The organism is [Actinomadura] parvosata subsp. kistnae, from assembly GCF_900323885.1.
Lineage (GTDB): Bacteria > Actinomycetota > Actinomycetes > Streptosporangiales > Streptosporangiaceae > Nonomuraea > Nonomuraea composti.
Genome location: NZ_OOHJ01000013.1, coordinates 121,464 through 134,060 on the forward strand (window position 1 = coordinate 121,464; position 12,597 = coordinate 134,060).

Annotated in this window: 9 protein-coding genes; 5 read left to right on the forward strand and 4 right to left on the reverse strand. The window is 70.1% G+C overall.

Features of this window, described 5'->3' with window-relative positions; all coding sequences use genetic code 11:
* The first annotated feature begins 13 nt into the window (after window positions 1-13).
* Window positions 14-856 carry a nucleotidyltransferase domain-containing protein gene (locus tag KIS93_RS13905; RefSeq protein ID WP_080046264.1) on the forward strand — a complete coding sequence of 281 codons (843 nt, stop codon included), beginning with the start codon at window positions 14-16 and terminating at the stop codon, window positions 854-856.
* 141 nt (window positions 857-997) lie between these two features.
* On the opposite strand, the gene KIS93_RS13910 is transcribed toward KIS93_RS13905, so the two are convergent.
* The 3 genes from KIS93_RS13910 to lexA form a co-directional block, all read right to left on the reverse strand.
* Window positions 998-1,600, reverse strand: coding sequence for a cysteine hydrolase family protein (locus KIS93_RS13910; protein WP_080047636.1), 603 nt, complete (start codon window positions 1,598-1,600; stop codon window positions 998-1,000).
* Between the two features lie 833 nt (window positions 1,601-2,433).
* Complete coding sequence (locus tag KIS93_RS13915; protein ID WP_080046265.1) at window positions 2,434-3,411, reverse strand: GlxA family transcriptional regulator; 978 nt, start codon at window positions 3,409-3,411, stop codon at window positions 2,434-2,436.
* 902 nt (window positions 3,412-4,313) lie between these two features.
* Window positions 4,314-5,021: a transcriptional repressor LexA gene (gene lexA, locus KIS93_RS13920; protein ID WP_080046266.1), complete on the reverse strand. Its 708-nt coding sequence runs from the start codon at window positions 5,019-5,021 to the stop codon at window positions 4,314-4,316.
* A gap of 1,415 nt (window positions 5,022-6,436) precedes the next feature.
* Here lexA and KIS93_RS13925 point away from each other — a divergent pair.
* The 4 genes from KIS93_RS13925 (at window position 6,437) to KIS93_RS13940 (ending at window position 12,229) form a co-directional block, all read left to right on the forward strand.
* Entirely contained in the window at window positions 6,437-6,748 is a 312-nt protein-coding gene (locus KIS93_RS13925) for a LysM peptidoglycan-binding domain-containing protein (protein WP_080046268.1), read from the forward strand.
* Window positions 6,749-7,881: 1,133 nt separating this feature from the next.
* Window positions 7,882-8,337, forward strand: coding sequence for a transcriptional regulator NrdR (gene nrdR, locus KIS93_RS13930; protein ID WP_043614619.1), 456 nt, complete (start codon window positions 7,882-7,884; stop codon window positions 8,335-8,337).
* Window positions 8,334-11,156, forward strand: coding sequence for a vitamin B12-dependent ribonucleotide reductase (locus KIS93_RS13935; RefSeq protein ID WP_080046269.1), 2,823 nt, complete (start codon window positions 8,334-8,336; stop codon window positions 11,154-11,156). The genes nrdR and KIS93_RS13935 overlap by 4 nt, the downstream gene beginning before the upstream one ends.
* Before the next feature lie 224 nt (window positions 11,157-11,380).
* Window positions 11,381-12,229, forward strand: coding sequence for a hypothetical protein (locus tag KIS93_RS13940; RefSeq protein WP_155129400.1), 849 nt, complete (start codon window positions 11,381-11,383; stop codon window positions 12,227-12,229).
* Here the strand turns inward: KIS93_RS13940 and KIS93_RS13945 are convergent.
* Complete coding sequence (locus KIS93_RS13945) at window positions 12,226-12,588, reverse strand: nuclear transport factor 2 family protein (RefSeq protein WP_080046271.1); 363 nt, start codon at window positions 12,586-12,588, stop codon at window positions 12,226-12,228. The two genes, KIS93_RS13940 and KIS93_RS13945, sit on opposite strands and share 4 nt — an antisense overlap.
* Window positions 12,589-12,597 lie beyond the last annotated feature (9 nt).

Below are 12,597 nucleotides of genomic sequence, written 5' to 3' on the forward strand. Positions count from 1 at the left end.
AAGCTGGGCGGCCATGACGCCCCACCCGAAGATCGCCGCGATCGTCGAGACCTACCTCAGCTTGGCCGACGCGGAGGCACCCGGGCTCGTCGAGGGGCTCTACCTGGAAGGCTCCGCCGCGCTCGGCGACTACCGGCCGGGCACCAGCGACGTCGACTTCGTCGCCGTCACCTCCGCCCTCCCGCCCGCGGACGTGCTGGAGCGCATCCACACCAAACTCGGCGCCCACCCCTTCGACGGCGTCTACCTCACCTGGGACGACCTCGGCCACGACCCCACCGGCCTGGGAGAGCGCCCCCAGGCCCACGCCGGCCGCCTCAACCGGCGCGGCACCGTCAACCCCGTCACCTGGCACACCCTCGCCCGCCACGGCCTGACCTGCCGCGGACCCAAACCCGAAGACCTCAAGATCTGGAACGATCCCGAAGCCCTCGCCGCCTGGACCGACCGCAACCTCGACCTCTACTGGCGCCGCCTCGTCATCCGCGCCTCCCGCCCCCTCACGCCCTGGGGGCTGGCCTGCCTCGGCCCGTACGGCACCGTCTGGGTCGTCACCGGCGTCGCCCGCCTCCACTACACGCTGGCCACCGGCGAGATCATTTCCAAGTCCGGCGCCGGCCGGCACGCCAGGGAAACGTTCCCCGAGCGCTGGCACCGCGTCATCGACGAGGCACTGCGGCTGCGCGAGGAGGACACCGCCGTGCCGTCGATGGCCGGCGTCATCGCCGGCCTCGGCGACCACTTCGGCACACCCCGCCGCTCCCTGTACGGCTCGCCGTTCGAACGCAAGAGAGACGTCCTGGGCTTCGCCGACGAGGCGATCACGGCGGCACACGAGCTGTACCGCACCCGCTGACGCGTTCGCATGCGGGGAGATCTGTCCGCGCGGGCGGGGATCTTGCGGGCGGGGTCTTATGCGGGCGGCGATCTTATGCGGGGAGACCGTCCACCCGGACGGCGAACTTATGCGGGGAGATCATCCACCCGGGCGGCGAACTTATGCGGGGAGATCATCCACCCGGGCGGCGACCAGCCCGAACAGGTCACCGATCGTGGTCAGGGCGGCGGCGTGCAGTTGCTCCGCCGAGATCGGCTCCCCACCAGGCGCCGCCAGCGGCCTCGTCGCACACGCCTCCGCCACGACGGTGGGCCGGTAACCCAGGTTGAACGCCCCCTGAGCGGTGAACTGCACGCACATGTGGGTCATGAACCCCGCCAGCACCAGATCAGGCCCGGCATCCAGCTTGCGCAGCGTCTCCAGCAGGTCGGTCTCATGGAAGGAGTTCGGGAACCCCTTCACCACCACCGCCTCACCCTCCCGGGCCGCGACCCGCGGCTCGATCTGCCCGATCTCAGCGCGAATGTCGTACGGGGTGCCCTCGCCGCCGTCATTGATGACGTGCACCACCGGCGTCCCTGCCGCGCGGGCCCGCTCCAGGAGCCGGGCGGCCGCGTCCAGAGCCCGATCGGCGCCGGGGAGGGCCATGACGCCCTCGCAGTAGGTGTTCTGGAAGTCGATCAGGACCAGGGTGGCGGTGGAGAGGCGCGGCAGCTCGCGGTCGAGGCCGATCACGTCACGCAGGGTCGTCGAAACACTCATCTTGTCCTCCTTGGACGTTGAGAACACCGGCCCGTGCGGGCCGGAGCTTGAAACGGAGATCCACCACAGGCGGACCGGAGGCGCCGCCACCTGACCCGCCATCCGGTGGCGGTCCGGAAGCGTCACCGCCTTGCCTGCCACCCGGGTGGCGACGGACCACGCCACCGCCCCTCAAACCGATTCGCATGGCCGTGCCATCGCCCGTCCGCCGTTCGCGCGGCCGTGCCATCGCCCGTCCGCCGTTCGCGCGGCCGTGCCATCGCCCGTCCGCCGTTCGCGCGGCCGTGCCATCGCCCGTCCGCCGTTCGCGCGGCCGTGCCATCGCCCGTCCGCCGTTCGCGCGGCCATGCCATCGCCCGTCCGCCGTTCGCGCGGCCATGCCATCGCCCATCCGGCGTTCGCGCGACCACGCCACCGCGCCGCCACCGCCACCCGACCGCCGTCCCCGCGGAGACGCTTCGCTCCCACCGCACGAACCCCACAGGGTCCCTCCGAGTGGAGGACCGACGATCTCGTCGTGTGCCGCCCACCTGGGCGAGCAGGGCCGAGCGGGCGAGGGAGCGCACCGCTTGGCGGGATGTGGTCCGCCCCGGAGGGGGACGGCAGGTCGGGGCGCCACTTCCAGCCCGCCACCGGAAGTGACGTCAGGCGGCGGCGCGGAAGACGGTGGGTCAGGCGGCGGCGCGGAAGATGGCGGGTCAGGCGATGGCGCGGAAGATGGCGGGTCAGGCGGCAGCGCGGAAGATGGCGGGTCAGGCGATGGCGCGGAAGATGGCGGGTCAGGCGGCAGCGCGGAAGACGGCGGGTCAGGCGGTGGTGGGGCAGGCAGCGGGTCAGGCGGCGGCGGTGCGAAAACGTCGCCGATAGGTGGCAGGGGTGGTGCCGAGCCGTCGCCGAAAGGCACGATGCAGGGTCTCCGCCGACCCCAGCCCGCACGCGGCGGCAACCCGATCAAGCGGCTCATCGGTGCCTTCCAGCAACCGCCGCGCCGCCTCGACCCGGGCCGCTTCGACGTACGCGGCCGGAGTGGCCCCGGTCTCTTTGCGAAAGACCCGGGCGAAGTGCCGCTCGCTCAGGCACACCCGCTCGGCCAGCGCCGCCGCGGACAGGTCGGCGGTGAGGTTCGCGGTGATCCACACCCGCAACTCGTCGATGTCGCGCCGCTCGGTAGGCGCCTGCCACAGCGGCACGCTGAACTGGCTCTGCCCACCCTGCCGTTTGAGGTACATCACCAGTTGCCGCGCGACCGCCAGAGCAAGCCGCTCACCATGATCCTCGGCGACGAGGGCGAGCGCGAGATCCATGCAGGAGCTGATCCCCGCCCCCGTCCACACTTTCCCCGACCGTATGTAAATCGGATCAGGATCCACGGTGACATCGGGATGATCGGCAGCCAACCGCTCAGCGGTGGCCCAGTGCGTGGTGGCCGTCCGCCCCGCCAGGAGCCCAGCGGCAGCCAGCAGATGAGCCCCGACACACACGGAGGCAACCCGCCGCGCATGCTCGGAGGTCTCGGCAATCCACCCCACCAACCGGGAATCGATCACCGGCACCCCGGCGGCATCCACCGCCCCAGGCACCACCAACGTATCGACCCGATCACCGACCTCGTCGAAGGTCAGATCCGTAGCAAGCCGAACCCCGGCACTGGTGCGCACCTGCCCACCATCGGGCCCAGCCAGCAGCACCTCGTACGGCACGCGACCGTCCATCTCCCGATTCGCAACCGCGAACACCTCCGCAGGCCCGGTGACATCAAGAAGATCAACGTCGGGGAACACGGCGACTATGACACGGTGTGAAGCGGGCATGCACCTATTGTCGCCAACATCCACCCATGACCGCCATGACGCGGACCTGTCACATTCGGCCACCCCTCACGAGCCCGCGCGCCTGGCTGGAGGTTGCACCCCAAATCCACCCCAGCCGACTGCCGCCCCGTCGTCACCGGCTGGGTCGCCGGGGTGGCGGAACGGACGAACGAGACGGCACAGACCGATCCAACGACCCCACAGGCTGGAACGATCCAATCCCTCCAGGACCAGCACAGGCTACATCCCTCATGCGACGATCAGGCCTCTCCCATGCCCGCCCGGGGTGCCGAGACTCCGCCTGTCAGCGCCTTGCCCAGCCCAGCCCAGCCCGCGCTAGGGCCTGGCCCACACCCAGCCCTGCGCCGTGCCCTCACGCCCACCACGCCTGCGGGCCGGTCGCGCCTCCATCCAGACCGCACTCCCGTCTAGGCCGTGCATCCTCACTAGACCACGCTCGGGCCTGAACCGACCCCTAACGCTGGCGGCGCCCTCACGTCCGTCGCGTCCCGACCCCAGGCGGCGCCTCCGGCTGGCCGTGTGTCCACACCTGGACCGCGTTTCGCCCAGACCGCACTCTCGCCTCGGCCGTGCGCCCTCACCCAGAACCTTCGTCCCGAACGCTTCCTCGCTCGGAGCGCGCTCGCACCCGCAGCGCGCCTCCCCGCCCCTACGGCGCCTCCTCGCCCGGAGCCCGTCCACGCCTGGGCCATGCCTTCACCCGAGCGGCCGTTCGTCGGCAGTGGGTACTCGCGTTCAGCGTGCTCTCGCCCGGTGGCATGCTGATTCGAGCCGTGACCTGGCTTGGCCTCTCCTACCTTGAGGTGCCTCGCCAGGGTCGCGGCTCCGCCTGAGTGTGAGCGTGAGAGGGCATGGGACCCTGGCCCCGGAGCCCGGCTCGGCTAGAGGCGGCGCAGGACCGCTACGACCTTGCCCAGGACGCTGGCCTCGTCACCAGGGATGGGTTCGTAGTTGGGGTTGTGGGGGACAAGCCAGACGTGGCCGTCCTTGCGCTTGAAGGTCTTGACCGTGGCTTCACCCTCGATCATGGCGGCCACGATGTCGCCACTCTCCGCCACGGGCTGCTGACGTACGACCACCCAGTCGCCGTCGGCGATGGCGGCCTCGATCATCGAGTCACCGGCGACTTGCAGGAGGAACAGCGTGCCCTCACCGACGAGCTGCTTGGGCAGGGCGAAGACGTCTTCGACGCTCTCTTCGGCGAGGATCGGGCCACCGGCGGCGATGCGGCCCACGAGCGGGACGTAGGCGGCCGTCGGGCGGTTGACCGTGGGCTCCTCGTCGGTGGCGTCGGGGTCGACCCAGAGCACGGGCTCGCCGGGCAGGCGGACCTCGAGCGCGCGCGGACGGTGCGGGTCACGGCGCAGGTAGCCCTTGCGCTGTAGGGCCGTCAGCTGGTGCGACACGCTGGACGTGCTGGTCAGCTGCACCGCTTCGCCGATCTCGCGCATGGACGGTGGGTATCCGCGCTGTTGTACCGAGTCGCGGATCACTTCGAGGATCTTGCGCTGCCTGGGGGTCAACCCCAGGGAGTCTCGCCGGCGCACCGCGAGGTCGCTGACCCCGTTTGCGTCATCCCGCTCGGTCATGCTCTTCCTCCTCGCCTGGCGGCCCGCCTCACCGGCGAACCTCCCGGTCCGTGGTCCTGATGTCGCACACAGCGACCGTATCGCTGTTGAAGATCATCTTCAAACAATTGTTCGAGTCTTCCTCGAAATTGTCGCCAGCGTGGTGTACAACATCGTACGGGAGTTCGATCGACACCGTGTTCGATTTGCTGATCTTATTTGGCCTTTTCCTCAGGCCACACGGCAGGAGGTCATCCATGCGAACGCCCACAAATACGGACACGACCAGCGAAGACGTCAATCGGCTCACACTGATCGCCGATGCCACGCAGAGTAAGGATCGACGGGCTGACAATACGCGGGTGGGGGCCACTGTCCCGGGGAATTCCAGCAAGAGGTTGGGGCCCCGTTCGAGTGGTGGGGGAAGATCCCATTTGCGGCTCGTCCCGTCACCGCGCGCAGGCGACGAGCCGGATCCCACCGTCCCGCCGCCTCCAGGAAGGGGCAAGGGGCGGCGGGTGCGGGGTGACGGCGATGACACCGTGAGGGGCCGGAGGTCAGGTGCCAAGGAGCCGGGTGCCGGAGGGCCGGAGGTCAAGGGTGGGGGACGAGGGGAGCGCGGCAAGGGCATAAGGGGGAGAAGGGGAGGAGCCGCCGCCGCTACGGACCGTGGCGGCGACGTGGGCGCGCCGCCGACCGACCTTCGGGCCAGAGACGCGGGCCCGCGCCCGACCAGCCTCTCCGGCAGAGGCGCCGACGCGCGGCCGGCCGGTCTCCCGGCCCGGGACGTCGGCCCGCAGCCGACCAGCCTCCGGGGCAGAGGTACCGGCGCGCAGCCGGTCGGCTTCACGGGAAGAGGCAGTGCTTCGGCTCGGCGGGGCGGGGGTTCCGTCCGGAAGGGTGCTGCCTCTGCTCAGGAGGGCCGTTTCGTGCCGAGAGGTCCTGCCTCCGCCTCGCGGGATGGTGGTGGCGGCCGTACGGGCGTCGTGGATCCCGTTCGGCAGGGCCGCAGGTCTGCTCGTGAGGGGCGTTTCGTGCCCGGAGGTCCTGCCTCCGCCTTGCGGGGTGGTGGTGGCCGTATGGGCGTCATTGATCCTGCTCGGCAGGGCCGCCGTAGCTCGGCTGCTCCTGAGGGTGCTGTCCTGGCTCTCCAGGCCGGCGGCGCAGGCTGGCGGGGCACGGCGTCTCGGTGGCGGCGTTTTCTCGGGCGGCGAGATGGCTTGGGGCAGCGAGGTCGCTTTGAGCGACGGGGCGACTTGGAGCAGCGGGGCGGCCTGGAGCAGCGGGGCGGCTCAGGGCGGCGGGGGGCGTTCGGGCGAGGGGGATTGTTCGGGCGGCGGGCCTTCCGGCCTCCGGATGGCGACCGGCGGCGGGATGCTGCCGGGGGTGTCGGGGGGTCGAGGCGTCGGCGTGGTTCGGGGAGGGAGAGCGCTCCGGTGCGGCTGACCCGGCGGGGGCGGGTCGTGCTGGTGATGGCGGTGGCGTTGCTGTCGCTGGGCGGGTTCTGGCTCGGTACGCGGGCCGCCGGGCACGCCGAAGTGCGCGTCGTGGTGGCCAGTCATGCCGGGCTGCCCTGGGTTGAGGTGCACAAGGGGGACACATTGTGGGAGATCGCCGACGCGCTCTCCGAGGGAGATGATCCGGGGGCTCTGGTGGAGGAGATCAAGCGGCTGAATCGGCTGTCCGACTCGCTCATCCGGCCGGGCGCCCGTATCTACGTCCCTAGGGACACCGCCGCCTTACGCTGACCGCCGGGCCGTCTCTCTGCCGGCGTGCCTCCCCTCTCGGTGGTCTTGGCGGCGTCATGAGCGGGTGATGGGGCGGTGGATGCGGCGCTCGCGTGGTGCTGGGGCGGTGGATGCGGCCGCTCGCGTCGTGAGTGCGGCAGGCTGCCGCCGTGTCACACCCGCAGCAGCAGGGTGCTGGGAACGTGCCTGTACGGATCCGGCCCCGCCGGTGCTGGAACGTGCCATGACGTCACTTTCGTCGTCGAGCACGCATTGTGCGCGGACTGCATCCCGAGGCCGCGCGACGGCCGCGACGGAAGCGTGACACCGCGCGCCGCCGTCCAGGGCGGTGGCACGGCGTCGCATGTGGCGTGCGCGCCCGGCCGGGGTGGGCAGAGAGCCCAGGGCTGAGAGGTGCGCGACGGGACGTAACCGACGGCGGGCTGGGCTCCTGAGCGCCACCCTCCTCGTGCGCGTGCATGCTGGAGGCGGGCCCGTGCCAAGAGGGCCGTCACACAGCCTCTCGCCCAAGGCGCACGGTGAGGTCGAGGCGAGCAGCGAGGGGCGAGACGGGGCGCGGGTTCGAGGCGGGTGGTGGAGAGCGAGGCGAGCAGCGGGGGCAAGCAAGGGTTGGGGGAGAGCGAGGCGAGCAGCGGGGGCGAGGGCGGCGTGTCTCGAAGGGGTGCCGCTACCCGCTCCCTGGCGGCGCGCGGCCGGGCCGGGACGGGTGGTGGGTCGGGAGAGGCGGTGTCAAGAGGGTCGCCGCAACCTTGGCCTCGGGAGGCGGGTTGGGAGGGGTGGGAATGGAAGGTGTGTCCTCGGGTACCTTTGTGAGGCTTGTTCACGACCGAGGTCGAAAGCAACCGATGTGACGCTCCGACCTGCGGGAAGATCGCAAAACGGGGGCCGACACGCCCGGGGCGGATGATGATGGTGTGCTGATCAGCGACTTCAGCCGGAGGGGTGCGCTCAACTTGCGTTCATGGTCGCGCGCTTCTACGGTTGGACCACAACATCTAGTAGTTACACCGATGTAGTTCACCACACCTTGTGTTTCTGTGACCGCTCCATGGCCCGCCATGGAGCGTGCGCGAGCGTCCCGTCATGGCGGGTGAGGGCGCGTGTGGTGGCCGCAGGTTCTTGGAGGCGAAAGCGTGCACTGTCCGTTCTGTCGCCACCCTGACACCAGGGTCATCGACAGTCGCTCCACGGATGACGGCGCGGCCATCAGGCGCCGCCGCACCTGTCCCGAGTGCGGGCGCAGGTTCACCACGCAGGAGACCGTACTGCTGATGGTGAGCAAGCGCAGCGGAGTGACGGAGCCGTTCTCGCGGGACAAGGTCGTCGCGGGCGTGCGGCGGGCGTGCCAGGGCAGGCCGGTCAGCGAGGACTCGCTGGCGCAGCTCGGGCAGCGGGTGGAGGAGGCCATCAGGGCGAAGGGCGCGGCCGAGATCCCCTCCAACGAGGTGGGCCTGGCCATCCTGGGCCCGCTGCGGGAGCTGGACGAGGTGGCGTACCTGCGGTTCGCATCGGTATATCGCGGTTTCGAGAGCCTGGCGGACTTCGAGGCCGAGATCAAACAGTTGAAGGCGGAGAAGGGGGAGTCATGACGGAGACGGCGAGCGGTTCAGTGGCGCGCGGGGGTAAGCGTCCGCGTAAGGGGCTGAAGATGAAGCGGATCTTCACCAAGCCCGGCGTGCACCCGTATGACGAGATCCAGTGGGAGCGCCGCGATGTCGTCATGACCAACTGGCGCGACGGATCCATCAACTTTGAGCAGCGGGGCGTCGAGTTCCCCGACTTCTGGTCGGTGAACGCGGCCAACATCGTGACGACCAAGTACTTCCGCGGCGCCGTGGGCACCCCGCAGCGCGAGTGGAGCCTGAAGCAGTTGATCGACCGGGTCGTGGGCGTCTACACCCGGACGGGGCTCGAGCACGGCTACTTCGCCAGCGAAGAGGACGCCGAGATCTTCGACCACGAGCTGAAGCACGCCCTGGCGCACCAGGTGTTCGCGTTCAACTCGCCGGTGTGGTTCAACGTGGGCACGCAGTCGCCACAGCAGGTGAGCGCGTGTTTCATCCTGTCGGTGGACGACACGATGGAGTCGATCCTCGACTGGTACAAGGAAGAGGGTGTGATCTTCAAGGGTGGCTCCGGATCGGGGGTCAACCTGTCGAGGATCCGTTCGTCCAAGGAACTGCTGTCGAGCGGCGGCACCGCCAGCGGTCCCGTCAGCTTCATGCGGGGCGCCGACGCGAGCGCCGGCACCATCAAGTCGGGCGGCGCGACGCGCCGGGCGGCCAAGATGGTCGTGCTCGACGTCGACCACCCCGACATCGAGGAGTTCATCGAGACGAAGGCGCGCGAGGAGGACAAGGTCCGCGCGCTGCGTGACGCCGGCTTCGACATGGACCTGGGCGGCAAGGACATCGTCTCCGTCCAGTACCAGAACGCCAACAACTCCGTGCGCGTCTCCGACGAGTTCATGCGCGCGGTGGAGAAGGGCGCGGACTTCGGCCTGCGGGCCCGCCTGACCGGCGAGGTCATCGAGAAGGTCGACGCGCGGGACCTGTTCCGCAAGATGGCGAAGGCGGCGTGGGAGTGCGCCGACCCCGGCGTGCAGTACGACGACACGATCAACGACTGGCACACCACGCCCGAGACGGGCCGCATCACGGCCAGCAACCCGTGCAGCGAGTACGTCCACCTCGACAACTCCTCCTGCAACCTGGCCAGCATCAACCTGCTGAAGTTCCTGAAGGACGACAACTCCTTCAACGTCGCCGACTTCGTCAAGCTGACCGAGCTGATCATCACCGCGATGGACATCTCGATCACGTTCGCCGACTTCCCCACGGAGAAGATCGGCGAGACGACGCGCGCGTACCGGCAGCTCGGCATCGGCTACGCCAACCTCGGCGCGCTGCTCATGGCGACGGGCCACGCCTACGACTCCGACGGCGGGCGCGCGGTGGCGGCCGCGATCACGTCCCTGATGACGGGTGTGTCCTACCGGCGCAGCGCCGAGCTGGCCGGGGTCGTCGGCCCGTACGACGGCTATGCCAGGAACGCCGAGCCGCACAAGCGCGTCATGCGCAAGCACGCCGCGGCGAACGACGACCTGCGGACCATCGGCACGATGGACGCGAAGATCCACTCCGAGGCGTCGCGCCAGTGGGCGGAGTGCCTCAAGCTGGGCGAGAAGAACGGCTACCGCAACGCGCAGGCCAGCCTCCTCGCGCCTACCGGCACGATCGGCCTCATGATGGACTGCGACACGACCGGCATCGAGCCGGACCTGGCGCTGGTCAAGTTCAAGAAGCTCGTCGGCGGCGGCTCCATGCAGATCGTCAACCAGACGATCCCGCGGGCGCTCAAGCAGCTCGGCTACCAGCAGGAGCAGATCGAGGCCATCGTCGAGTACATCGGCGAGCACAGCCACGTCGTCGACGCCCCCGGCCTGCGCCCCGAGCACTACGAGGTGTTCGACTGCGCGATGGGCGAGCGGGCGATCGCGCCCATGGGCCACGTCCGGATGATGGCGGCCACGCAGCCGTTCCTGTCCGGCGCCATCTCCAAGACGGTCAACCTGCCCGAGTCGGCCACGATCGACGACATCGAGCAGGTCTACATGGAGGGCTGGAAGCTCGGCCTCAAGGCCCTGGCCGTCTACCGCGACAACTGCAAGGTCGGCCAGCCGCTGTCGGCCGGCGACGGCTCCAAGAAGCAGCAGGAGCAGCCGAAGGAGCCCGAGGTCAAGGTCATCGAGGTCAACCGGCCGACCCGGCGGCGCATGCCGAACCAGCGGCCGAGCACCACCACCCGCTTCACGGTGGGCGGCGCCAAGGGCTACATGACCGCCTCGTCCTACCCCGACGACGGGCTCGGCGAGGTCTTCCTCAAGATGTCCAAGCAGGGCTCGACGCTGGCGGGCGTCATGGACGCCTTCTCGGTGGCGATCTCCATCGGGCTCCAGTACGGCGTGCCGCTGGAGACGTACATGAGCAAGTTCGTCAACATGCGTTTCGAGCCGGCCGGCATGACGGACGACCCCGACATCCGCATGGCCACCTCGGTGATGGACTACATCTTCCGCCGCCTGGCCCTCGACCACCTGCCCTATGAGGAGCGGGCGGCGCTGGGCATCTTCTCGGCGGCCGAGCGCGCGGCGCAGCAGCGCGGCGAGGACCCGGCGGCCCTCCAGGAGACGGTCGACCGGGAGGCGCTGGCCCAGTCGGCGCCGATCGAGGCCGCCGCGGCCCAGCCGAAGGAGGAGTCCGCGCAGCCGGCCCAGGAGCTGACGCTGGAGAGCCACCAGCGCTTCACCGCCGACGCGCCGCTGTGCATGACCTGCGGCACCAAGATGCGTCCTGCCGGTAGCTGCTACGTGTGCGAGGGCTGCGGCTCGACCAGCGGCTGCAGCTGAGACGAGGGAAACCGCAGGTAGGCCCGTAGGGTCTGCTTGAGAAGGGGGTCCGGACATCGTTCCGGGCCCCCTTTCCCGTCTCCGGGCCCCTCGCGGTGTGACTCCTCTCCCTCGCGCGGGGGAGCGGCGTCACGCCGGCGGGGAGTCCCGCCGCTCTTCGGCTACTCGATGCTCGACGCTGTCGTGATCGGTGGAGGTCGGGGGATGCCGTGTGGTGGAGCCGGGTGCGCAGAGGGGCGGGTTACGGGGCGGCGGGCAGCATGGGGCTCTACCTGGTCGTCAAGGTCGGGTGGGTCGTCGCGGGGCTGCTCGGGCATCCGCCCGACGGGTTCGGGACCGCTGGCTGGGTGGTGTTGAACGCCGTTACCGTCGTGATGGCGGCGGCGGGGATCGCGCTCGGGCTGGCGCTCGCCCAGCCTTGGGGGCGGCGGTTGCCGGGCGTGCCGGTGGTCCTGGTCTGCTGGGTGGGGGCGGGGTTTCTGGTGCCGATGCTGCCTTACGTCCTGGTCAGCAGTCTGCTGGAGGGCGAGGGGGTCGTGCGGGCGGAGGAGGCTCTCATCGGGGTCGGGTTCGGCGGGATGGGGGTGGGGCTGGCCGTGGCGGTGCCGATCTATCTGTGGGAGAGGTGGCCGCGGGCCTTCGCAGGGGATGGCCCAGCCCGTTCGTCCACGGTGATCACGATGGGCGCGGTGGTGGCCGGTGGGCTGGGGGTGCTCTGGGTGTACTGGGGGATGGGCGGGACGTTGGGGTTGGATCGGGCTTTCCTGGACGGTCATGAGCGGCTGCTCAACGTCAGCTCTGGTCTGTGGGCGTTGCTCGGCGCCTGGAGCGGCTGGGCGCTCACGCGCCGCCGGCCGCCGTGGCTGCGGCGGTGGGTTCCCGTGGTGATCGGCTTCGCGGCGTCGGGGTCGTTGTTCGCGTGGAGCTGCTGGAAGCTGCCCATGGTGCTGCTGCGGCCGGGTGGGTTCGTCAGCGCCGAGTACGCGGGGGTCGCGGTCGCCGAGCACGTCCTGGGCATCGCCGTGGGGGTGACGCTTCTGGCCGCCGTCCTGCCGTCCCACGAAGAGGGCTAGAACATGCCGTTCGGGATCAAATCTGGCTCGGGTACGGGCTGGACGACGTCCCAGTGCTCGGCGATCTGGCCGTCCACCAGTCGCCAGATGTCCACGACGGCCACGCCGCGCTCGTCGCCCGCCGGGATCATGTGGTAGTGGACCATGACGAGGTCGCCCTCGGCGATGATGCGTTTGAGGTCGAGGCGGGCGCCGGCCACGGGCGAGCCGGCGGTGTACTCGATCCACGCGTCGCGTCCGGACGGGTTGCCGGGGCTGTGCTCGACGAAGTCCTCGCGCAGGAGCGTGCGGAGGATGCCGAGGTTGCCGGCGGTGAACTCCTTGAAGCCGTGCAGCACGATGTCCTTGTTGTCGTTCATGGAGGGAAC

What these genes read in the sequence shown, in the direction of transcription:
- KIS93_RS13910 (WP_080047636.1), bottom strand. Translation starts at nt 1,600, where the DNA reads ATGAGTGTTTCGACGACCCTGCGTGACGTGATCGGCCTCGACCGCGAG.
- lexA (WP_080046266.1), bottom strand. Translation starts at nt 5,021, where the DNA reads ATGACCGAGCGGGATGACGCAAACGGGGTCAGCGACCTCGCGGTGCGC.
- KIS93_RS13905 (WP_080046264.1), top strand. Translation starts at nt 14, where the DNA reads ATGACGCCCCACCCGAAGATCGCCGCGATCGTCGAGACCTACCTCAGC.
- KIS93_RS13935 (WP_080046269.1), top strand. Translation starts at nt 8,334, where the DNA reads ATGACGGAGACGGCGAGCGGTTCAGTGGCGCGCGGGGGTAAGCGTCCG.
- KIS93_RS13945 (WP_080046271.1), bottom strand. Translation starts at nt 12,588, where the DNA reads ATGAACGACAACAAGGACATCGTGCTGCACGGCTTCAAGGAGTTCACC.
- KIS93_RS13915 (WP_080046265.1), bottom strand. Translation starts at nt 3,411, where the DNA reads ATGCCCGCTTCACACCGTGTCATAGTCGCCGTGTTCCCCGACGTTGAT.